The organism is Enterobacter sp. K510, from assembly GCF_055804875.1.
In genome coordinates this window covers 401,002-424,049 of sequence record NZ_JBNRLQ010000003.1, presented here as the reverse complement: position 1 = coordinate 424,049, position 23,048 = coordinate 401,002, and the positions used below count along the sequence as shown (strand labels likewise).

The following is a 23,048-nucleotide window of genomic DNA, read 5'->3' as shown; positions in this document are numbered from 1 at the left end:
ATGGACAGAAATATTATTCTGGCAATTGCGCTGGTGTCGATTGTTACTGCTGCCATGCGCGTCCTGCCGTTATTGTTATTATCCCGTATGCGTTTATCCTTCACGCTGCAACAATGGCTGGCTTTTATTCCCTCCGGAATTATGACCGCCATCGTGGTGACTGAGCTGCTTCAGAAACCAGCGATGACCGCCTCCGGGCTCAGCGTATCGCTGCTGGCGGCGATTGTCGCAACCCTGGTCGGCGCGCTTACCCGCAGCTTATTCGCCACCGTGATTAGCGGTATGGTCGCTTTTTCCGTGCTGCAATTACTGAGCTGGCTATAATTTTTTACCTGTTACTTTTAGTCACAGCTTTTCTGGCGCAGGGGATAACCTCTCCTGCGCCATGGACGGCGGCCAGATCGCGCCATAATAAATGAAATTTGCGCTAAGCGCGTTTTGTAATGTAAAAGCCACAATAATTAAAAGTGAATAGCCCTATTTAACCATTTTAATTTCGATGATATAAATATTCCGAGCATGTCACATCCCCAATTCAGGTAGTGCGAATTTGCCTAAATGAGATAACTACGCATCCGCCAGCACGTAAAAATGAAATATGCTTAACCGCTGTTGGTTTCTGGATGTAATAGAAACAATAATCTACATGCAATTCGCGAGGCCTGAATGATTATTCTCATTACCCTCAGTCAGAGGCTGTGCCTGTGTTAATGATCGCTGTTCGCTTTCGGGAGCAACGCCAGTAAAAATGATGACTGATGATAAAAAAACCTTTAATCCCAGGGATGTAGACCTGAAACACCTGAACGATCTGCTTAATCATAATTCCGACTGGATTTGGGAAGTGGATGCGCAGGGACGTTATACCTGGTCGTCGGAGGTGGTCACCAGTCTGCTGGGATACACGCCGGACGAAGTGATTGGTTGTACGCCCTTTGATTTTATGCCGCCGGGTGAGGCCGAGCGGGTGGCCGGTGCGTTTCTGGCTATTGTGCAGCAGCAGATCCCCTTTTCCGGGCTGGTTAACCGCAATAAGCGGGCGGACGGGGAAGTGATCGTGCTGGAAACCAGCGGCATTCCGCTGTTCGACGAGAAGGGCGAACTGCGTGGCTATCGGGGTGTGGATCGCAATATCTCCACCCTGGGCGAACGCGTCCTGCAACTGGAAACCATCTACGATACCACGCCGGTGGCGCTGTGCATGATCGACCGCAACGGGCAGATGGTGATGTCCAACAAAGCCATGGCGCGGCTGTTAAACCGCACCAGCAATGAAATAAACGGCAAACCTGTTGTTGAGCTGATGCCGGCCTGCTGGCAGCACTTCGAGCGGGATTTTACGCTGGCGGATAGCGGCGCTGAACTCGCCGGGCGCGAAACCCACTGGGAAGGGCGTACCTTCTCATTGCATCCGGTGCCGGTACATGATGCGGCGGGTAACGTTGTCGGGCTGTCCGTCACCTGGGTGGATGTGACCGAACGGTATCAGGCCGAACAAAAACTGGCGGATGCCAATCAGGTATTACAGCAGCACGCCCAGCATGACTATCTCACCGGGCTGTTCAATCGTCGCTTTATGGACGAGTGCCTGAACCGTGAAATTATCCGCGCCTGTGAAAAGGGCTATTTTCTGTCGGTTTGTCTGGCGGATATTGATTATTTCAAACGTTTTAACGACAGTCAGGGCCACCAGGCAGGGGATGCCTGCCTGCGGGATGTCGCTAACGCGCTGACTGCCGTGCGTCACCGGCCCGATGATAACGTCAGCCGTTACGGCGGCGAAGAGTTTCTGGTCATTTTACCCTGCACCGATCGCGAGGAAGCGCAGGCCATTGCCGAGGGGCTGCGTGAAAGTATTGAGGCGCTGCGGATCCCGAATGCCGCAAGCCCGACCGGTTTTTTAACTATCAGCATCGGCGTCGCCACGCTCAATGGCAGCAAAACGCTGCCGCAGGACAAACCGCTGCCTATTATTGCCAGTGGCTTAATTCGCCGCGCGGATAACGCGCTGTATGCCGCGAAAAATCAGGGCAGAAACCGGGTGGTTATTTCCCGGGAGCCGGAAGGCCATTAGCCCTGCACGTTATACTGATGTTGTTAACCGTTTTTTAGGATCTGGAGCATGATTTCTACCCTGATTTACCGGAGTCGCCTGACAAGCAGCTTTGACCCCTCAAAGCTGAGCGAACTGGTATGCGTCTCCCGGACCCGTAACGCCGCTATGGGTATCTCTGGCATCCTGCTGTTTGACGGTAGCCATTTTTTGCAGGTGCTGGAAGGCCCGCTGGAGAAGGTTAACCAGCTGTACGAAAGCATTAACGCCGATCCACGCCACGACTCCGTGGTCGAACTGATGCGCGACTATGCGCCAAAACGCCATTTCCAGACTAACGGCATGGCGCTGTATGATTTACGCACCGGCAATCCGCGCGCCATCCTGCGCTCGGTGATCAGCGCCGGGGCGCTGAATTTCAGACTCGCCAGCGATGCCCGGGTGTACAAGTTTATTAAGTCCTTTATGCGCGGGCGCTGGCGCGATATCAATCCACGGCTCTCAGAGCCCGCTAACTGGGAATTTGTTGCGGAAAATTTGACCTTCACGCAACCGCAGGCGATGCTGTTTGCCGATCAGCCCTGCCAGTTTGCCATCCAGCCGATTGTCGAGCCGCTGCGCGGGCAAATTAGCTCCTTTGAAGCGCTGATCCGCAGTCCCACCGGCGGTTCGCCTCATGATTATTTTGCCTCCATACCGCCGGGGAAAATTCACGAGGCTGATTTGCTGTCCAAGGAGTATGCTTTTGCGCTTGCGAAAAAAATCGGCATTGGCAGCAATAAACTTTCCATTAACCTGTTGCCGATGTCGCTGGTCAAAATCCCTGACGCGGTAAATATCCTGCTCGATCAAATTACCCGCAACGGCCTGGTGCCGGAACAGGTGATCGTCGAGGTGACGGAAGATGAAGTGATTTCCGGCTACGACGCCTTCGCCTTTGCCATTATGCAACTGCGCTCGGCGGGGATTGGCCTTGCAATCGACGATTTCGGTGCGGGCTTTGCGGGGCTGTCATTATTAACCAAATTCCAGCCCGGCGAGCTGAAAATCGATCGCAGCATTATTACCGATATTCACCTGCACGGCCCGCAGCAGGCGATCCTCAATGCCATCATAAAATGCTGTGCCGAGCTGGAGATCGACGTGGTGGCGGAGGGCGTCGAAAAGGTTGAAGAGTGGTGCTGGCTGGAGGCCGCAGGCATTAAACATTTCCAGGGATATTTATTTGCGCGTCCGGGTCTCAACCGTGTACCGCCAATCCGCTGGCCGGTAAAAATCAAAAACTGACGCCGCTTTTTCCATCCTGTTGATTTATCTGCGCCTTAACCCTAAAGATCCGCCCGATAATGCCGTTATGCTTTGCAGGGTTATATTTAATGTCTGGCAAGGATCCGCATTATGGAAAATAAACACCAACTGCTGGCTACGCGTCTTGGGGAAATTCTCGGGCGTTTTAATAATGGCGAGACGCTGTACGTAAACCAACTGGCGGAAGAGTATGGCGTGCATCCGCGCACCATTAAGCGCGATATTCTCGAACGCCTGAGTTTTCTGGATATTGAGCCACAGGCGGAACGCGGCGGTTACAAAATTGCGCCCGGACTGCTGGGACGCTTCGATGCCAACAGCATCGATCTCTTTGCGCGGCTGGCGGGCGTCAGCGAACTGTTTCCGGGCTTTAATAAGCGCATGCTGTCATCCATGCATTCGGCCACCGCCAGTCAGACCATCACGGTACACGGGCATCGCTATATTGACAGCGAACTTCAGGCCGTTCACTTTTCCCGTTTACAGCGCGCCATTGACGAGCACTGCTGCGTCAACTTCCGCTACCTGCGTCGTAACGAGGAGCGCCGTTATGCGGTGGAGCCTTATCAGCTCACCAATCTGAACGGCATCTGGTACCTGGCGGCGCGTCATGAAAACCGCATGAAAAACTTCACCTTAACCAAGATCACCGCGCTGGATTGTACCTTTGAAACCTTTGAGCCGGATGGAGAACTACTGGCAAAAATGCGTCAGGAACCGAGCGTGTGGGGCGTGGAAGATAAGTTCAGCGTGACGCTCAGCGTGGCGCCGGAGGTGGCGGAGTATTTCCAGCGCCGGGATCTGCTCAACGAGCAGGTGATCGAACAGCACACCGCCGATGGCGGACTGATCGTCACCACTCAGGTAGCGCATAAAAAAGAGATCCTGCCGGTGGTGCAGTACTGGATCCCGCACCTGAAGATCCTCGCCCCTGCATCACTGCAAAGCGAAATGGAAGCGGAGATCAAAAGCTGGCTGACGGCGTAAACGCGTTTCAGGTCAGCGGCACGCGCGGCTTCACCAGGCCGTGCAGCGCCGGATTATCGCTTTCATCCTTTAGTTTTACGCCGGTCAGACGGCGTAAAAACGCCTGCTCCAGCAGCCATGCCAGCTTAAACGCCGCCGCGTCGTGGCACAGCCCTTCCGGACGGATATTGGAAATGCAGTTGCGCTCCGACTCCAGCCGCGTGCGGCCCGGTTTCCACGTCAGGTAAACGCCCAGGCTGTCCGGCGACGACAGGCCGGGGCGCTCGCCAATCAAAATCGCCACCGCCTGGCTGTTCAGCGTTTCGCCGATGTCATCCCCCAGCGCGACCCGTGACTGATGCGCCAGTACCACAGGCGCGAGGGACAATCCCAGCGTGTGCAGATACGGCAGCAGGGCGGCGATCAGCGGCACCGCCTGGCGATGCACCGCATGGGACGAGAGCCCGTCGCCAATCACCAGCAGCAGATCGTGTGCGGCAACGGGATGATCGCGCAGTGCGTCACGGCTCTCCTCACTCAGTTTGCGCCCCAGATCCGGGCGATTTAAATAAATATGCCGATCCGCCGCCGCGCTGTGGACGGTCAGGGTTTGCAGGCCGAGCGCCGCTAATTCGTTTTCCAGCGAGCGGCTGTCAAAGGGCTGGTGGATGGCGTCGCGCGCCTGCGCATGGGCGAGACCAAAATTCAGTACCTCGCGGGTCGGCAGGCTGGCCCCGCTGCGGCCGAGGGCGATACGCGCATCGGTAAATTCCCGCAACAATGACCAGGCATCGGGATTTTTCATACTGTCGCTCCCTGCGGCAGGATGCTGAGCAACGGGTGACTGGCACCGGTTAAGCGCAGCTGGCCGCTATTGTCGATGATCTGCATACGGGTCAGCCATTCGGCGAACTCCGGGGCATGTTTCAGGCCGAGCAGACGCCGGGCGTAGAGCGCATCGTGAAAGGAGGTGCTCTGATAATTGAGCATGATGTCATCCGCGCCCGGCACGCCAATCAGGAAGGTCAGCCCGGCGTTGCACAGCAGCGTAAGCAGGGTATCCATGTCATCCTGATCCGCCTCAGCGTGGTTGGTGTAGCAGACGTCGCAGCCAATCGGCAATCCCATCAGTTTGCCGCAGAAGTGATCTTCCAGCCCGGCGCGGATGATCTGTTTGCCGTCATAGAGATATTCCGGGCCAATAAAGCCCACCACGGTATTCACCAGCAGCGGATCAAAGTGTCGCGCCACCGCGTAGGCCCGCGCTTCGCAGGTTTGCTGATCGACGCCGTGATGCGCTCCCGCCGACAGGCAACTGCCCTGGCCGGTTTCAAAATACATCAGGTTACTGCCGAGCGTACCCCGTCCGAGACTCAGCGCCGCCTCCTGCGCCTCGCGCAGCAACGCCAGATTGATGCCAAAACCGCTATTCGCCGCTTCGGTGCCTGCCACCGACTGAAATACCAGATCGACAGGCGCGCCGCGTTCGATCAATTGCAGCGTGTTGGTGACGTGCGTCAGCACGCAGGACTGGGTGGGGATCGCAAAGCGGTCAATGATATCCGCCATCATATGATTCAGCCGCTCCAGCACCGGCAGGCTGTCGCTGGCGGGATTAATTCCCACTACCGCGTCACCTGCGCCGTACAGCAGGCCGTCGAGCATACTGGCGGCAATACCTTTCAGATCGTCCGTAGGGTGATTCGGTTGCAGGCGCACGCTAAGGTGCCCCGGCAGACCGATGGTGTTGCGAAAACGGGTGATTACCCGGCATTTACTGGCGGCGAGGATCAGATCCTGGTTGCGCATAATTTTGCTGACGGCCGCCGCCATTTCCGGCGTGATGGCGCGGGCGACGCGGCTTAATGTCTGCGTGTCGGTACTGTCCTCCAGCAGCCAGTCGCGAAAATCTCCCACCGTCAGGTGACTGATGTCGCGAAAGGCCTCCTGGTCATGGGTATCGATAATCAGCCGGGTAACTTCGTCCTGCTCGTAGGGGATAAGCGGATCCGCAAGGATGTTACGCAGCGGCACCTCCGCCAGCGCCATTTTTGCCGCCATGCGTTCTTCCGCAGACTCTGCACTGACGCCCGCCAGCACATCCCCGGAGCGCGCCGGGGACGCTTTCGCCAGCAGATCTTTCAGGCTGGCGAAGCGGTAGGTCCGGTGCGCCAGAGTGGTTTTATACATGGTGTCTCCTCAGGAGATCGCCCGCAATTGCGGATCCAGCGCCGCCTGCTCGCGGGCCGACGCAGTTTTGCGAAACCACACATAACCCGCGAGCATCATGGCGGCAAAAATCAGCGCCAGCAGCGGGTTATACCAGACCATCGCCACCAGACAGAGCACCGCCATCGCGAGCGCGAAGGCTGGCGCATACGGGAACAGCGGCGCGCGAAACGGCCGGATCAGCCGGGGTTCGCTGCGGCGTAGTTTGAACAGCGCGGCCATGGAAGTGATATACATAACAATAGCGCCAAATACCGACATCGTCACAATGCAGGCGGTAAGCGGCATACCGCTGATGGTGATGAGCGAATCGGAGAAGATCGCTGCGATCCCCACCACGCCGCCCGCGAGGATCGCCAGATGAGGCGTGCGGGTGCGGCGGTTAAGGGTGGCGAGCCGCGCCGGTAAGTAACCCGCCCTGGCCAGAGAGTAGATCTGGCGGGAATAGCCCATGATGATGCCATGAAATGACGCCACCAGGCCAAACAGCCCGAGCCATACCAGCATGTGCAGCCAGCCGCTGCTGCTGCCGACCACCGCTTTCATCGCCTGCGGCAGCGGATCGTTAATGTTCGACAGGGCGCGCCAGTCGCCGACGCCGCCGGCAAATATCATCACGCCGACTGCCAGCACGGTGAGCGTCAGAATACCGCCGCCCAGCGCGCGGGGAATGGTGCGCTGGGGATCTTTGGCTTCTTCGGCCGCCATGGATGCGCCTTCGATGGCGAGGAAAAACCAGATGGCAAAGGGGATGGCGGCAAACATCCCCGGCAGCGCCAGGCTGCTGAAGCTTTCCGCGCCAGCCCAGCCGTGGGCGGTAAAGTTGTCCCATGAGAAGCCAGGCGCGACCACGCCCATAAACACCAGCAGTTCGAAAATCGCCAGCAGGGTGACGATCAGCTCAAAGGTGGCGGCGATGCCGACGCCCAGAATGTTCAGCGTCATAAAGATGACGTAAGCGCCGCAGGCCACCCATTTTGGATCGAGCGACGGGAACTGAACGTTGAGGTAGGCGCCAATCGCCATGGCGATCGCCGGTGGCGCAAACACGAATTCGATCAGCGTGGCGAATCCGGCAATAAACCCGCCGGTCGGCCCGAAGGCGCGATACGCATAAGCAAAAGGCCCACCGGCATGAGGAATGGCGGTGGTAAGCTCCGTAAAGCTAAAAATAAAGGCGCAGTACATGGCGGCGATCAGCAGGGCGACAATCAAAAAACCGAGCGTGCCCGCCTGCGACCAGCCGTAGCTCCAGCCGAAATATTCCCCTGAAATCACCAGTCCAACAGCAATGCCCCACAGACGGAAGCTGCCGAGCGTTCTTTTTAACGTGGTTGTTTCTGTGTTCATCGTGAAGTGCCTCGCCATTAAACCCAGTCGGAAAAGGCGTTGCAAAGGCGATGCCAGAAATAAACCTCATCATTTTCATGTGGATAGCGTAAAGGTGAACACCCACTGCACCGTCATGAACGTTATGACGGTGCAGTTTGCTCCGGCGTAGTGAAAGGGCGATTAAAATATCCAGGTGAGATCAAGCGCCGCATTGACGCCAGTATAGTTTTCCAGCGGCATATCGTACCACTGCTTGCCGAGGGTAATGCCCAGCACCCAGTGCGCATTCAGAGGCTGTACGCGGCGCAGGCTGACGCTTTGCGTGGTGCCGGTGTAGCTCTCCGGCGCCCAGTCATAGTTATAGGCACCGCTGCCCCAGGCAAACCACATCTGGGTGCTGCCTTTGCCAGCGGCGTCGTTGAGTTTCAGCGACACCACATGACTGTAGCTGTCCCCGGCGCCGTGTGAGTCGTACCAGGTATAACGCCAGTTAGTGATGGTCGGCCCCGCGTAATACGTTAATCCTGCGGACCAGGCGTCCACATCGACGCCGCCATAATACCGGGCAGTGCGATAGCCTCCCGTGACCAGCAGTGGTTTAAGCACTTTGAGCGTTACATCCTGCTGGAGATCCTGGCGGGCGAAAACGGGCGTATCTTCTGCCAGCGCGATGCTGCTGCGGGTGGACAGCCTGTCATTCCAGCGATGCCAGAGGGACGCGCGGCCCCGCACGCTGTGATAGCGTTCACCGGCCGCGTATTCCCGCTCCCCTTCACTGAGATTAACCACCAGCGCGCCCTTATCCAGCGTATTTTTGATTTCAGCAAACAGCATATTCCGCGAACCATGGGAGCCGGAATAGTCGTTAAAATCATAGCCGGCGGTCAGGCTGGTCAGCTCCGCGTGCAACGGCGCGCACATCAGGGGTGCCGTTATTGCCAGCGCAATTCGCCTCATCTGTCATCTCCTTATGAATGATTTCCTGTTTCAGGCTGTAGCGGCCGGATGGCAGATTCTTTTCCACCAGAATACGCGGCCCCAGCAGGGTATCCGGCGCGATAATGCGCCCTGGCAAAATGATTACCTGGATGCCCAGCCGCGCACCCCGGCCAATCGAGGCGCCGAGCTTTTCACAGCCGGTGTCGATCCGCTCTCCGGCTATATCGACGCTGACGGTTTTGCCATCAAGCCGGTGGTTGCTGGTGCGTACCTGCGCCCCCAGATAGGCGTCCTGCCCGATCGCCGAGTCGGCAATAAAACATTGCGGCCCAATGGCGACGTTCTTTTCAATGACCGCGTTTTTGATTTCAGTGGCGAAGCCCACCCTGACATTGTTACTCAGCACGCTGCCGGGACGAATAAAGGCGTAGTTGCCGATCAGGCAATGAGCGCCTATCACCGCGGGCCCCTGGATCACCGCGCCGTGGCAAATTTTTGTGCCCTGGCCGATGCGGACTTCCCCCGCGCTTTCGTCGATCAGCGCCGTCGGGGCAATCTCCACAGGAGCGGTTGCCGAAGGCTCAAGCCTGAGATAGCTGATCATCAGCGGCGACAGGTTTGCCGGTTGCAGCGGGCGGCGTTTCCACCACGGCAGCATAACGGGTGGGTTTGTCGCGCTGAGGTTCACGTCCAGTGAAAAAGGCAATAATTCCATAAACCATCCATATGGCGTAGGCCAGTAATACGTAAAACACAGAGAGAGGCGCCAGCGGAATTAATAGCCAGCAGCGATGATACCAGGCGCTGAAGGTGCCGATCACACAGACGATCCCCACCCAGATCAGCGGGAAGACAGACTCCACAATCCCTATGGGCCCGTGCGTAATGATGCTCCACGTCCAGACCATCGCGTAGGTCATGACGCCGTAAATCACCACCAGCACCATGGGCAGGATTGAAAATATGCCGAAGCGGCTTAAGATCAGCGATTTATGCAAACGCATGCAGACGGCGTAACCCACAATCCAGCGTCGCCAGCGTTTCCACTCATCCCGAAAGGTATTGCACTCCTGGGGGTAAACCACGCAGCGATTGGCCTGGCGGATGCAATAACCGTTGGCGATCAGCGTCCAGGAGAGATCGAGATCTTCAACTTTGGTGCGATCGGAAAAGCCATATTTACGCAGTACCCGGGTACGGAACATGCCGCAGGCCCCGCTGATGATGAAGGGCGCGCCGCCGAGAAACTGCTGTAAGGTGCGCTTCATGACAATCATCGGCAGCTTTACCGTGGCGCGAATATGGGGAAGAATGCCCGCACCCTGCAGGTGGGTTGATGGGATACCGCCAACGGCATCCGCGCCGCTGTCAATTTCCGCCAGCATGTAGCCGATCCCGTCCTGATCGTAGGGCACCCAGGTGTCGGCATCGCTCAGGAAAACCTGATCGCAGGTGGCGTATTGCAGACCATTCATCAGCGCGCCGCCTTTGCCGGTATTTTTTTGCGTCACGGCAATAAAACGGTCGCCCCATTTTTTTTTCACCTGCGCCATTACGGCTTCTGTATTATCGGTTGAGCCATCATTGACGCAAATGACCGTGCGGAAATAAGGATTACGCAGCAGATTATCCAGTGACTGGGCGAGGCAGGGGCCTTCGTTATAGGCGGGAATAATGGCATCCACTTCACCATATCGCCGGCTGGGTTTTTTATTTAAGCGCAGCAGGATCCAGCAAAGGATAGTGATACTCATCATAATAAAAATGATAGTTTTCATTTTTTCTCACAAAATCATTTTTTGCACAACGAAACCTTCGCACAAATTCATGCCTGCCTGTAAACCACGAAATTGAGCCAGCGCTCTTATGGACTCAGGCTGCATATAATCGCGATGTTTCTGGCTTTGATGAAATTTAAGGGCGGCAATTTTATTCGTCAGCGCCTTCTCATCAAACTCTTCAAAGGCTTGCGGAATAAAAGACAGACGACAGCTTGGCGTTTCATAACACAATATTTGCGGTATGGTGCGACAGGCGACCATCGAGGCCTGATAGGTTGCGCGGTGGTCCTGATGGCGGTCTTTATCGTGCATGGTGTAAGTACGCACAAACCTGATACCAGCGTCTTCCTGTGCTTTTATCACTTCACCGATGCTGTTGATAATAGCATCCAGATAATGATCGGTGCGGGTATCCTGATAATGAAACGGAAATAAATCCTGACAGCCCAGTGTGTTAAGCGCCAGCCGGGATTCATCATGACGGCTTATTCCCGCAGGGCAACCGGCATTACCCGCAGTAAGAATAATAGCGGTAATGTGAAAGCCTTTTGCAGCAAGATTAGCCAGGGTCGCACCGCAGCCAAGTTCAATATCATCCGGGTGCGCGCCAATTGCCAGAATACCGGGTTTACGGTTTTGTATAAAATGATCAGAAATACCGACGTGCATTTTACTATCCACAATAGTCATCCTTTATTGTAGTTTTTTGTTGTTTTTATAATGGTGCGGGTGCGCGGGCTATTGTGTTTCTGAGCGTAGTAAAATGTCCTTTGTCGATAGTTTGCATTTTATAAACAACAGGCATGATTTTATCTTGAATAAAATTAGAAGTTGAGAACGTTAAGGATATTAATTTGGGGTAGGGTAGGTGTCAATCATTATGTTTTAGGACATCTTTTAACAAGATTTATTAATTGTCTGGTAAATATATTCCTGCGCTCATTTTCTCAATTTTTAGGATTCTATTTAGATAAAAATGATGCGCTATTCACGAAAAAGGGATTGTTTTATTAAGTGAATGGCATCATCCCTCTCTTAAGTCAAAGTATGAGGGAAAATTAATTTTGTAAACATTCACCTGTGAAATGAAAAAAATGTCACACCATTAACCGAAAAATGGCGTCTTTCCCGGCGGGAAGACGCCGCAGGTTTAACGGTGCACGCCAATGTAGCGCTCGTAGCGATTGGTTTTAAGATAGGTGAGATCCACCAGCACCAGCCCGTCCACGCAGTGGTTAAAATCGGGATCGCTGCCGAAATCAATAAACTGCACGCCGCCCGGCTCGCACAGCTCGGAATACTGTTTGTACAGCGGGGGAATGCCGCAGCCCAGATTGCCGAGCAGGGATTTCAGGCGCGTAAGATCGGAGGTGTAATCTTCGCCGGTAAACTGTGCCAGCACATCCGGCAGACTGGCAGGATAAGGGCGGCGCGAGGCGGCGAAGGGGTGCGCAGGCGGGAACCACAGGCGGTAAAAGGCCACCAGCAAATCCCGCGCGGCGGGAGGCAGACCGCCGGAAATGGAAACCGGTCCAAACAGATAGCGATACTGCGGAAAACGCGCCAGATACGCCCCGATACCGGACCATAAATAGTCCAGACCCCGGCGTCCCCAGTAGCGCGGCTGAATAAAACTGCGCCCCAGTTCGATGCCCTGTTGCAGAATATCGGCCATTTTGTCGTCGTAATGGAACAGGCTGTGGCTGTAAAGCCCTTCGATGCCCTGTGCGTTAAGGGCGCTGGCAGCAGGCTTAAAACGGTATGCGCCAACCACTTCCAGATCCGCTTCATCCCACAGGATCAGATGCAGATAGTCATCATCGTAGCGATCCGTGTCACGGCGTTTACCGCTGCCTTCGCCCACCGCGCGAAAGGCGATCTCACGCAGGCGGCCCAGTTCGCGCAGGATCGGCGCATCTTCTTCGCCGTTGCGCTGCCATAAATAGATGGTTTTCCCGTCGGCGGTTTGCCCCAGGCATTCGGCTTTGCCCAGCGCCCGCTTCAGGGTGAGACGATCTTCCGGACGGGCAATGGCGCACTCGGTTCGCAAGATGCCGGGCTGGTTTTTGCTTAAACGCATCAGGTGCTGACGGCATTTTTCGGCCATCTCCCGCGAGGCGCTTTGCGGACTGTACCAGCTATCCCAGGGAATGCGCTGGCCGATGTTGATCGGCAGGCTGCTGTTGCGACGGCGGAACATCTGTTGCATCAAGAGCAGCAACGGCAGCGTGCGGGAAATCAGCGTACTGGCGTAAAACAGCGCGCTGTTGTGGGCACGGATATGCACCGGCAGCAGCGGAGTGCGGAATTTCGCCGCCATTTTGACAAAGCCCGCCTGCCAGCTGCGATCGCGTATGCCGCTGCGGGTCAGGCGCGACACTTCCCCCGCCGGAAAGAAGATCAGCACGCCGCCGTCCTGTAACTGATTTTCCATCTGTTGCAGCGAGGCTTTTCGCGTACGCCCGCCCAGATTATCGACCGGAATAAACAACGAGCTCAGCGGCTCCAGATGGCTCAGCATGCGATTGGTGACCACTTTTACATCGCGGCGCACGCGGGAGACGGCATACAGCAGGGCCAGGCCGTCAAGCGTACCGGTAGGGTGGTTGGCGACGATCACCAGCGGGCCATGTTCGGGGATTTGTTCAAGGTCGTGAGCGGGAATGGTGCAGCGGATCTGTAAGTGTTCAAGCACCTGCTCGACCATCTCCAGCCCTTTCAGATGACGATGCCGGGCGGCGAACTGCTGAAACTCTTCTTCATAGAACAGACGTCGCAACGCATTTTTTTGCCAGGGTGCCGGTCTGGCCTGCGGCCAGAGGTCGTCGAGTACATTATCGAGGCTAAACATGTTGGCTCCTCCTCCCGTCCTGATGCAGACAGTAGAAGGGCATGATGACGTTTACATTTCAGCGGTATGAATAAATAAAATCGTTAAGCGGGAATATAAAAGGCATAAAAAAGGCGGGATAACCCCGCCTGTTGATTAGAGGATCTTGCGTTCCGCCAGATCCAGCGCGAAGTAACTGAAGATCAGATCCGCGCCGGCGCGTTTGATCGCGCCCAGGCTTTCGAGGATCACCTTATCTTCATCAATCGCGCCCGCCTGAGCGGCGAATTTGATCATCGCGTACTCGCCACTTACCTGGTATGCGCCAAGCGGCAGCTGCGTGCGTTCACGAATATCGCGCAGAATGTCCAGATAGGCGCCTGCCGGTTTCACCATCAGGCAGTCTGCGCCCTGGGCTTCGTCGAGCAGGGATTCGCGGATCGCTTCACGACGGTTCATGGGGTTCATCTGATAGGTTTTACGATCGCCTTTCAGCGCGGTACCGGCGGCTTCACGGAACGGGCCGTAAAACGAAGAGGCGAATTTGGTGGAGTAGGACATGATGGCGGTATCGTTGAAGCCAGCCGCATCAAGCGCCTGACGGATCGCCTGTACCTGACCATCCATCGCGGCGGACGGGGCGATAAAATCAGCGCCCGCAGCCGCGGCGACTACCGCCTGCTTACCAAGATTGATAAGGGTTGCGTCGTTATCGACACCGTGCTCGCACAGCACACCGCAGTGGCCGTGGGAGGTGTATTCACAAAAACAGGTGTCGGACATCACGATCATTTCCGGCACGGCATCTTTCGCGATCCGCGACATACGCGCCACCAGACCGTCTTCTTTCCAGGCATCGCTGCCGGTGGCGTCAGTGTGGTGTGATATGCCGAAAGTCATCACCGAGCGGATCCCGGCCTTCGCAATGCGTTCAATTTCGCGGGCGAGAAACTTCTCCGGAATGCGCATCACGCCCGGCATGGCATCGATGGCCTTGTAGTCGGCAAGTTCTTCTTCAACAAAAATTGGTAACACCAGGTCGTTAAGGCTCAGTGTTGTCTCTTCAAACATGGCGCGGAGTGCGGGTGATTTGCGCAGACGGCGCGGGCGGGTGATTAAGTCGGTCATGATTTGCCTGATGTTGGTGGGACACCATGGCATTTTACCTCAATTTGACCGCGATGTTTCACCAAACTGGCCTTACAGACCGCCGTGGCAGACTGGCGTAACGTGTATTCGTAATATATTTCCTGCAATATAAATTCGTATTAATATATTTATTTGCTAACTACGTTTTTCATTTTTATAAATAATTATAGGTTTGCTAAATGACGATTTTTAAATAATCACCGATATCAATGTATATCTGGATTTTAATCTTAAAAAATCGTCCCCTGATGAAAATAAGCTGGTATAACCAGTTGTTTTGACAGGATAATTCACATGTTGGCTGTCGTGCCTGATTATTATGTCTGGATTCGTACTTTATGAGCGGATTAGTTGAACTTTCCTAACCCTCCACCGCATAATTCCCGGGGTGGCAATATTATTGCTGTTCTATTTTTACGAGCTAACGAATTAAATCCCTGAGGAGGGATGACAAATGCACTCCTGGAAAAAGAAACTCGTTGTATCTCAACTAGCATTAGCCTGCACTTTGGCAATCGCTTCTCAGGCAAATGCTGCAACCTATAATACCTGGGGCTATCACGACAATACTTCTACTGTACTGGACTGGGGTAACATGGATGCTCCAGGTTCTGATGGCAACTATGTCACTTACAGTGGTTTTATTTATCATAACAACACCAACGCTGATTATGATCAATCCTTCAACGGTGATACCGTTAATGGCACCATTTCAACTTATTATTTAAATCATGACTATGTGTCAGGTTCAGATAATACGGTAAACATCGCAAACTCAAATATTCATGGTTCCATTACCTCAGAATTGCCGTTTGGTTATTATGGTATAACCCCTGCCTCCACCGACCCGGACACGGGCGACTACCTGCCTCGCACCTATGAAGGGTATTCTTTCAACGACGGCACGACCATCGTTGATACTAACTGGTACGATGGCGATATATTTACACTGAACGTCGCCAATTCTACCATTGATGATGACTATGAAGCGCTTTACTTTACAGACACTTATCTGGACGGTACGACAGGCAAATCCACGAACGAGTCTTTCTATACTTCCCGCGGCGTAGCCGTTAACCTGGATGTAGAAAGCAATATTAATATCTCTGATAACTCACGCGTTGCAGGTATTGCGTTGAGCCAGGGGGATACCACCAATACGAATTACGGCTCCGAATATCATCAGTGGGATAACACTATCAGTGTGGCCAATTCCACAGTGACTTCCGGTTCGCAAAGTCCGCTGGAATCATATGAGGACGATAATTTCGGCGAGTTTGGCGGTCATTTCGGAAACTCAGAAGAGCCGAGTGATTACGCAGGAAATGGTGGCGCAAATGACGTAGCCCTGTCTTTCACAGACAACGCGGCTTCACATTACTCAATGAAGAACAACGTCTATTTCAATCATTCTACTCTGCTGGGCGATGTTGAATTTACCAGTAACTGGAATGATGACGGCGAGTTTTTCTATTCAACGGGTCATGATTCTAATGGTGACGGCATTCTGGACACTAATGGTGGCTGGGTTGACGACGCACAGAATGTTGATGAGCTGAATATTACTCTGGACAACGGCAGCAAGTGGGTAGGTTCAGCAAATATTTATGCTGACGATATTGCGCCTGCGACAATGTACGATGTGGCGACTAATAGTCTTACTCCGGGCGCTATCGTTGAAGCCAATGACTGGGGACGCGTTGTCAGCAATCAGGTATTCCAGAGCGGCGTGTTTAATGTAACCTTAAATAACGGTTCTGAATGGGATACCGTTAATGGTTCCGTTATTGATAGCCTGGCAGTAAATAATGGCTCTCAGGTAAACGTAACTGACTCTGGTTTAACTTCAGATACCATCGTATTAACTAACGGTTCTTCAATGAACATTGGTGAAGATGGACAGGTAAACACCGATCACCTGACGATTAATACCTTCAGTACCGTTGCGCTGAATGATGACGTCACTCACTATGGTGATTACTCTCTGTACGCCAATACCATCACCGTAACAAACGGCGGCGCATTAGATGTTAATGTCGATCAGTATGACAACGGCGTCTTCAGCACCGATAAACTGGAACTGACCAGCGGTAACGTTGCGGATAACCATGGTGATGTGGTGTCCGGTGTGTTCAATATCCACAGCAGCGATTATGTACTGAATGCGGATCTGGTGAACGATCGTACCTGGGATAAAACGCAGGCTAACTACGGTTACGGTACTATCGCCATGAATTCTGATGGTCACCTGACCGTTAACGGTAACGGCGATATCAACAATGGCGATGAACTGGATAACAGCTCCATTGACAACGTCATTGCTGCGACCGGTAACTATAAAGTGCGTATCGATAACGCCACCGGTGCCGGTTCTGTTGCTGAATACAAAGATAAAGAACTTATCTACATTAACGACCAGAACAGTAACGCTACCTTCTCCGCTGCCAACAAAGCCGACCTGGGGGCTTACACCTATCAGGCTGAGCAGAACGGCAATACCGTTATCCTCAAGCAGAAAGAGCTGACCGATTACGCCAACATGGCGTTGAGCATTCCGTCTGCCAATACCAATATCTGGAACCTTGAGCAGGACACGTTAGGCGCTCGCCTGACCAATGGCCGCCATGGTCTGGCCGATAACGGCGGGGCATGGGTAAGCTACTTTGGCGGCAGCTACAACGGCGATAACGGCACCATTGCTTACGATCAGGATGCCAGCGGTATCATGGTGGGTGTTGACTCCCTGGTTGAAGGCAACAACGCTAAATGGACCATCGGTGCTGCGGCGGGCTTCGCAAAAGGCGACATCAGCGACAGAACGGGTCAGGTTGATCAGGACAGTCAGTCTGCCTGGTTGTATTCTTCCGCTCGCTTTGCCAACGATGTCTTCCTGGATGGTTCATTAAGTTACAACCGTTTCAATAATGACCTGTCAGCCACTATGAGCAACGGCCAGTATGTTGATGGTGATTCTTCAACAGACGCCTGGGGCTTCGGTCTGAAACTGGGTTATGACTTTAAGTTCGATAACACCGGTTATCTGACGCCTTATGCCAGCATCAATGGTCTGTTCCAGTCGGGCGATGACTATCAGCTGAGCAACGACATGCGTATGGACGGTCAGTCTTATGACAGCCTGCGTTATGAACTGGGCTTCGATGCGGGTTACACCTTCAATTACGGTGCCGACCAGGCGCTGACCCCGTACTTCAAACTGGCGTGGGTGTATGACGACGCCGACAACAGTGCAGAAATTAACAACGACGATATCGACAATGGTGTTGAAGGTTCAGCGGTTCGTGTTGGACTGGGTACCCAATTTAGCTTTACCAAAAACTTCAGCGCTTACAGCGATGCAACCTACCTGGGCGGCGGCGACGTTGAGCAGGATTGGGGCGCGAATGTTGGTGTGAAATATACCTGGTAAGAACAGTATCGTTTTTGTTCACCTGTTGTGTAATAAAGCCCGCCAGGCAACTGGCGGGTTTATCAGCAAGGAAAGACAGTAAAAATGATCAACAGCCAACCGGTAGACGAGTTTCATCGTCTGAATCATCGGTTAATGCCTTCAGGAACGCCCTTTGAATATGCCCAGGGCAGCGTTATCGTTCCGGAAGAGAGTAATGAACTGCGCACTTACGTTTTCCTTGAAGGGGCAATTTCTTTAGAACGTCAGAATAATCGGTTGCTGCTTGGCGTCGTAGCCGCACCGGGGATTTTTGGGCTCGGTATCGGCGCAATGCCGACGCAGGAACACTATCATCTGCATGTTGAAACATCTTGTCGCGGCTATCATCTTCCTGCCAGTACCACGTTACAACTTCTGGATAAATATCAGCTTTGGCGGGACGCCTTCTACTGGATGACCTGGCAAAACCGGGCGCTGGAAGCGCGCGACCAGCAACTGATTGGCACCAGCTCCTATGCGCAAATACGTGCAACGCTGCTGACGATGGCGAAATGGGATGATGCTTTGCGCGCCCGTATAGGCGTTATGACCTATATCCAGCGGCGCACGCTGATTTCACGTTCGGTCATTGCAGAGGTGCTGGCGGCACTGAGGCAGGGTGATTATATTCGCATGGAGAAGGGCAAGCTGGTCTGCATTAACCGCCTGCCCCTGGATTACTGAACGTGCGCAGCGGCTCAGGATGCCGGGATCACTTCCGGCTTATGGCCACTCAGCTCACTGACCAGGTCGTTTACGCCGTCGCTCATATTTACAAAACGCGTCAGCGGTGAACGGGTGACCACAACAAAAACGCCGACATTGTTTTTCGGCACCATCGCCATATAGGTAATAAAACCGCCGCCACCGCCGGTTTTTTGAATGATCCCAGGACGGCCATTTTTAGGCGACATGTACACCCAGCCAAGACCGAGCGCATCAGCCTTGCCGGGGACGTCCATTCCGATCACTCGCGTAAGCTGCGTGCGCTGATAGATCAGCGTCTGCATCCGATCGGCCTGATTATTACGCGCATAAAAATCGGAGGAGAGGAACTGCTGCATCCAGCGCATCATATCGCCCGGCGTCGAGTACACGCCGCCGCTGCCGATGGCCGCCAGAGTATTATTGCAGGGACTCGCGCCTTTCTCGGCCACCATCAACCGCTTGCACTGATCCGGCGACGGCGTAAAAGTGGTGTCTTTCATCCCCAGCGGACGGGTAATTTGCTCTTCGAAAAGCTGCGGATAGGGTTTGCCTGCTGCGGTGGACAACGCATCCGCCAGCAGATCAAAGGCCAGGTTTGAATAGGCTGCCTGCGCTCCCGGCGCGCTTTTCAGCTTAGCGGTAGAAAGCCAGTTCCAGCGCTGCTCGCGTGTTGGCCAGACAAATACCGGACGATGCGCCGCGCCGCCCGGCTGTTCGCGCGGTAACGCGCTGGTATGGGTGGCAAGGTTAACCAGCGTAATAGGCGTGCCGTTATAAGTCGGAACACGTGCGCCTGGCGGGGCATACTTGCTCAGGGGATCGTTAAGTTTAACCACGCCCTGATCCAGCAGTTTCACCAGCATCTCGCTGGTCATCAGCTTGGAAATCGAAGCGATGCGGATCACGGAATCAAGCTGCGGATGGACGTTGCTGCCCGGTCGGGTTTCACCAAAACTTCGAAACACCCGCTGGTTACCATCGATCACCACCATCGCCATGCCGGTGGCGCCGCTACCGTAATAAATATGGTTTGCGTAGCGATCGACAACATCAGAGGCAAATTCCGGATCGAGCGAGGGTTGCGCGGCATTGGCCGACGAGAAGCTCAGCACGCCCAGCATCACGGATAAAAGCAGACAACGTTTCAACGAAGTATCCATCAAAGAATTAAGAAGATTATGCGTATTTATACTATTTAGTTGCCCGATGCAAAGCCCGGAAAAGGGCATTATTCGCGGTTAAAACGTAACGATGCGTAAACAGACGGGTTTTCTTGCCCCCTAATGTCTGCTTCTGTGACGCCAGCCTTATGGTAACCTCCTAAACTTCGGCAATTTTCTCAGGGGCAAAGCGATGTCAGCCAAACGGGTAGTCATGATTGTGGATATGCAGAACGGTGTTTTCGCCACTCCGCGCTTGCAGCGTGAGCAGTGCGTCATGCGTATTAACCAACTGACACAAGCCGCAGACAGGGTGATTTTCATCCAGCACTGCGAAGAGGGTGGTCTGGAAGCCGGCAGCGAAGGCTTCGCATTATTACCCGAACTTGTTCAGCCAGAACGGGCGAACTATGTGACGAAAACCGCCTGCGATGCTTTTTATAAAACCGAACTGGCGCAGCTGCTGGAAGATAACGGCATTAGCGAATTTGTGATTTGCGGCTGTGCGACAGATTACTGCGTCGATACCACGATCAAAACCGGGGCCAGCCGCGGTTACGCGATCACAGTGGCAGAGGATGCTCACACCACAGCGAATCGCGCCGCGGTCGACGCGGCGTCGCTGATTGCTCACCACAATGAGGTCTGGCGCACGCTGATCATGCCCGGCAATCCGGTGCAGGTGAAATCCACAGAAACAATTCTTGGCGAGTGGCAGGCGAACTAAGCCACCGCCGGTTGGTCTGAAAGGCGGATTTCATCCGTTAAGCACGTTGTTCGCTATAAAAATGAGAAGCTTCAGGAGCAGATATGTTTAAGTCTTTTTTCCCAAAGCCGGGACCATTCTTTTTGTCGGCATTTATTTGGGCGCTGATTGCCGTTATTTTCTGGCAGGCTGGCGGGGGCGACTGGCTACAACACATTGCCGGTGCGTCTGATGACGTCCCGATTGGCGCTGCGCGCTTCTGGTCGGGCGGCTATCTGGTCTTTTACGCTTACTACGCCCTCTGCGTGGGGATTTTTGCGCTGTTCTGGTATAAAGCCGCGCCGCATCGCTGGCAGAACTGGTCGATTCTGGGTACGGCACTGATCATCTTCGTCACCTGGTTTATGGTGCAGGTGAGCGTGGCGATTAACGCCTGGTACGCGCCTTTTTACGATCTGATCCAGACCGCGCTCAGCGCGCCGCACAAAGTTACCCTGGGCCAGTTCTATCGTGAAATCGGCGTCTTCCTGGGTATCGCGCTGATCGCGGTGCTGGTGGCGGTGCTGAATAACTTCTTCGTCAGCCACTATGTGTTCCGCTGGCGCACGGCGATGAACGAATATTACATGGCGCACTGGCAGCGTTTACGCCATATCGAAGGGGCCGCGCAGCGTGTGCAGGAAGACACCATGCGCTTCTCCAGTACGCTGGAAGACATGGGCGTCAGTTTCCTCAACGCCATTATGAAGCTGATCGCTTTCCTGCCGATTCTGGTGACGCTGTCGGCGCACGTGCCGGAGCTCCCCATTATCGGGCATATCCCCTATGGTCTGGTGGTGGCGGCTATCCTCTGGTCGCTGGTGGGCACTGGCCTGCTGGCGGTGGTGGGTATCAAACTGCCGGGGCTGGAGTTTAAAAATCAGCGCGTGGAAGCGGCCTATCGTAAAGAGCTGGTGTATGGCGAGGACGATCCGGAGCGTGCCGATCCGCCTACCGTGCGCGAGCTGTTTGCCGCGGTGCGCCGTAACTATTTCCGCCTCTATTTTCACTATATGTACTTCAATATCGCGCGTATTTTTTACCTGCAAATCGATAACGTTTTCGGCCTTTTCCTGCTGTTCCCGTCGATTGTTGCCGGTACCATCACGCTCGGACTGATGACGCAGATCACCAACGTATTTGACCAGGTGCGCAGCTCTTTCCAGTATCTGATCAACTCCTGGACAACGCTGGTGGAACTGATGTCTATCTACAAGCGTTTGCGTACCTTCGAACGCACCCTCGATAACGAGGAAACGCCGGACGTTGTCACCACACTGAGCTGATACAGGGAAAGAGTATGTCTTTGATCGCACCACGTTTTATCCCGATTCTGGCCGGTCTTATCCTCGCCGGATGTAGCACAGAGCGTGCGACGCCGCTAAAAGAGGGGGAGAAGGCGGTTGATGTGGCAGGCGTGGTGCGGGCGAAAATGCCCGCCAGCGTGAAAGATCGCGATGCGTGGGCGAAGGACCTGGCAGCCACCTTTGAAAGCCAGTCGCTGGCGCCGACGCTGGAAAACATCTGCTCGGTGCTGGCGGTGGCGCAGCAGGAGTCTAACTATCAGGCCGATCCCCCGGTGCCGGGGCTGAGCAAAATCGCCTGGCAGGAGATCGACAAGCGCGCCGCGCGGCTGCACATTCCCTCGTTTGTTGTGCACACCGCGCTGAAAATCAACTCAACGACGGGCAAAAGCTACAGCGAGCGTCTTGATAACGTGAAGACCGAAAAGCAGCTCAGCGCGATTTTCGACGACCTGATCGACCGCGTACCGCTGGGGCAGACGCTCTTTGGTTCGCTGAATCCGGTGCACACCGGCGGGCCGATGCAGGTGAGCATCGACTTTGCTGAAAAGCATGCCAGCGGTTACCCGTGGAAGATGGACGGCTCGGTGCGTCAGGAAGTGTTCACCCGCCGCGGCGGTCTGTGGTTCGGGACTTATCATTTGCTTAACTATCCCGCCAGTTACTCCGCGCCGCTCTACCGTTTCGCCGATTTTAATGCCGGATGGTACGCCAGCCGCAATGCTGCGTTCCAGAATGCGGTCAGCAAAGCCAGCGGCGTGAAGCTGGCGCTGGATGGCGATCTGATCCGTTACGATACGCGCGAACCGGGTAAAACCGAGCTGGCAGTGCGAAAACTGGCGGGCAAACTGGATATGAGCGAGCGTGAAATTCGTCAGCAACTGGAGAAGGGCGACAGTCTGGCGTTTGAAAAGACCGCGCTCTATCGCGAAGTGTATCGTTTAGCAGAGCAGAAAAGCGGGAAAGCGCAGCCGAAAGAGATGTTGCCCGGCATTCAGCTGGAAAGCCCGAAAATCACCCGCAACCTGACGACCGCCTGGTTTGCTAAGCGTGTGGACGATCGTCGGGCGCGCTGCATGGGAAAGAAATAAAAGGC

Annotated in this window: 19 protein-coding genes; 9 read left to right on the top strand and 10 right to left on the bottom strand. The window is 54.5% G+C overall.

Going from position 1 to position 23,048, the window contains the following annotated elements; all coding sequences use genetic code 11:
* The 4 genes from ACQUTD_RS07410 to ACQUTD_RS07395 all read left to right on the top strand — a co-directional run bounded on the left by ACQUTD_RS07410 (position 1) and on the right by ACQUTD_RS07395 (position 4,348).
* Positions 1 to 324 (top strand): AzlD domain-containing protein, encoded by a 324-nt coding sequence (locus ACQUTD_RS07410; RefSeq protein ID WP_318373614.1) that lies wholly within the window; start codon positions 1 to 3, stop codon positions 322 to 324.
* Between the two features lie 424 nt (positions 325 to 748).
* The gene (locus tag ACQUTD_RS07405) at positions 749 to 2,074 is read left to right on the top strand and encodes a sensor domain-containing diguanylate cyclase (RefSeq protein ID WP_234007221.1); all 1,326 of its coding nucleotides are present in this window, start codon (positions 749 to 751) and stop codon (positions 2,072 to 2,074) included.
* Positions 2,075 to 2,122: 48 nt separating this feature from the next.
* Complete coding sequence (locus ACQUTD_RS07400) at positions 2,123 to 3,340, top strand: diguanylate phosphodiesterase (RefSeq protein ID WP_321988682.1); 1,218 nt, start codon at positions 2,123 to 2,125, stop codon at positions 3,338 to 3,340.
* A gap of 111 nt (positions 3,341 to 3,451) precedes the next feature.
* Positions 3,452 to 4,348 carry a helix-turn-helix transcriptional regulator gene (locus ACQUTD_RS07395; RefSeq protein ID WP_072567474.1) on the top strand — a complete coding sequence of 299 codons (897 nt, stop codon included), beginning with the start codon at positions 3,452 to 3,454 and terminating at the stop codon, positions 4,346 to 4,348.
* A gap of 7 nt (positions 4,349 to 4,355) precedes the next feature.
* On the opposite strand, the gene eutC is transcribed toward ACQUTD_RS07395, so the two are convergent.
* From eutC to hemB, 9 genes are all read right to left on the bottom strand, one after another.
* Positions 4,356 to 5,132 carry an ethanolamine ammonia-lyase subunit EutC gene (gene eutC, locus ACQUTD_RS07390; protein ID WP_321988683.1) on the bottom strand — a complete coding sequence of 259 codons (777 nt, stop codon included), beginning with the start codon at positions 5,130 to 5,132 and terminating at the stop codon, positions 4,356 to 4,358.
* Positions 5,129 to 6,517, bottom strand: coding sequence for an ethanolamine ammonia-lyase subunit EutB (locus ACQUTD_RS07385; protein WP_473274023.1), 1,389 nt, complete (start codon positions 6,515 to 6,517; stop codon positions 5,129 to 5,131). The genes eutC and ACQUTD_RS07385 overlap by 4 nt, the downstream gene beginning before the upstream one ends.
* Positions 6,518 to 6,526: 9 nt before the next feature.
* Positions 6,527 to 7,906, bottom strand: coding sequence for an ethanolamine permease (gene eat, locus ACQUTD_RS07380; RefSeq protein WP_473274024.1), 1,380 nt, complete (start codon positions 7,904 to 7,906; stop codon positions 6,527 to 6,529).
* A gap of 162 nt (positions 7,907 to 8,068) precedes the next feature.
* Positions 8,069 to 8,845, bottom strand: coding sequence for a YaiO family outer membrane beta-barrel protein (locus ACQUTD_RS07375; protein WP_473385626.1), 777 nt, complete (start codon positions 8,843 to 8,845; stop codon positions 8,069 to 8,071).
* Positions 8,760 to 9,485, bottom strand: coding sequence for a GlgC family sugar phosphate nucleotidyltransferase (locus ACQUTD_RS07370; RefSeq protein WP_473274027.1), 726 nt, complete (start codon positions 9,483 to 9,485; stop codon positions 8,760 to 8,762). The genes ACQUTD_RS07375 and ACQUTD_RS07370 overlap by 86 nt, the downstream gene beginning before the upstream one ends.
* Positions 9,409 to 10,605, bottom strand: coding sequence for a glycosyltransferase family 2 protein (locus ACQUTD_RS07365; protein WP_318363195.1), 1,197 nt, complete (start codon positions 10,603 to 10,605; stop codon positions 9,409 to 9,411). The genes ACQUTD_RS07370 and ACQUTD_RS07365 overlap by 77 nt, the downstream gene beginning before the upstream one ends.
* A gap of 6 nt (positions 10,606 to 10,611) precedes the next feature.
* Positions 10,612 to 11,277 (bottom strand): PIG-L deacetylase family protein, encoded by a 666-nt coding sequence (locus tag ACQUTD_RS07360; RefSeq protein ID WP_072567480.1) that lies wholly within the window; start codon positions 11,275 to 11,277, stop codon positions 10,612 to 10,614.
* A 481-nt stretch (positions 11,278 to 11,758) separates the two neighbouring features.
* Complete coding sequence (gene olsF, locus ACQUTD_RS07355; RefSeq protein WP_473274028.1) at positions 11,759 to 13,459, bottom strand: bifunctional ornithine lipid synthase OlsF; 1,701 nt, start codon at positions 13,457 to 13,459, stop codon at positions 11,759 to 11,761.
* A gap of 135 nt (positions 13,460 to 13,594) precedes the next feature.
* On the bottom strand, positions 13,595 to 14,566 hold the full coding sequence (gene hemB / locus ACQUTD_RS07350) for a porphobilinogen synthase (RefSeq protein WP_072567482.1): 972 nt from the start codon (positions 14,564 to 14,566) through the stop codon (positions 13,595 to 13,597).
* A 475-nt stretch (positions 14,567 to 15,041) separates the two neighbouring features.
* On the opposite strand from hemB, the gene ACQUTD_RS07345 reads away from it, so the two are divergent.
* Together ACQUTD_RS07345 and ACQUTD_RS07340 are read left to right on the top strand one after the other, a co-directional pair.
* Positions 15,042 to 18,014, top strand: a complete 2,973-nt coding sequence (locus ACQUTD_RS07345; protein ID WP_473274029.1) for an autotransporter outer membrane beta-barrel domain-containing protein — start codon at positions 15,042 to 15,044, stop codon at positions 18,012 to 18,014.
* An 84-nt stretch (positions 18,015 to 18,098) separates the two neighbouring features.
* A complete protein-coding gene (locus ACQUTD_RS07340; protein WP_318376347.1) occupies positions 18,099 to 18,719 on the top strand; it encodes a helix-turn-helix domain-containing protein in 621 nt (206 codons plus the stop codon).
* Between the two features lie 14 nt (positions 18,720 to 18,733).
* Here the strand turns inward: ACQUTD_RS07340 and ampH are convergent, their stop codons facing one another.
* A complete protein-coding gene (ampH, locus tag ACQUTD_RS07335; RefSeq protein ID WP_321988744.1) occupies positions 18,734 to 19,891 on the bottom strand; it encodes a D-alanyl-D-alanine-carboxypeptidase/endopeptidase AmpH in 1,158 nt (385 codons plus the stop codon).
* 205 nt (positions 19,892 to 20,096) lie between these two features.
* Between ampH and ACQUTD_RS07330 the strand changes: the two genes are divergently transcribed.
* From ACQUTD_RS07330 to ACQUTD_RS07320, 3 genes are all read left to right on the top strand, one after another.
* Positions 20,097 to 20,630 (top strand): isochorismatase family protein, encoded by a 534-nt coding sequence (locus tag ACQUTD_RS07330; protein ID WP_318363199.1) that lies wholly within the window; start codon positions 20,097 to 20,099, stop codon positions 20,628 to 20,630.
* Between the two features lie 83 nt (positions 20,631 to 20,713).
* Positions 20,714 to 21,934, top strand: coding sequence for a peptide antibiotic transporter SbmA (gene sbmA / locus ACQUTD_RS07325; RefSeq protein ID WP_072567487.1), 1,221 nt, complete (start codon positions 20,714 to 20,716; stop codon positions 21,932 to 21,934).
* A gap of 14 nt (positions 21,935 to 21,948) precedes the next feature.
* Positions 21,949 to 23,043, top strand: coding sequence for a DUF1615 family protein (locus tag ACQUTD_RS07320; protein ID WP_473274030.1), 1,095 nt, complete (start codon positions 21,949 to 21,951; stop codon positions 23,041 to 23,043).
* The last annotated feature ends 5 nt before the right edge of the window (positions 23,044 to 23,048 follow it).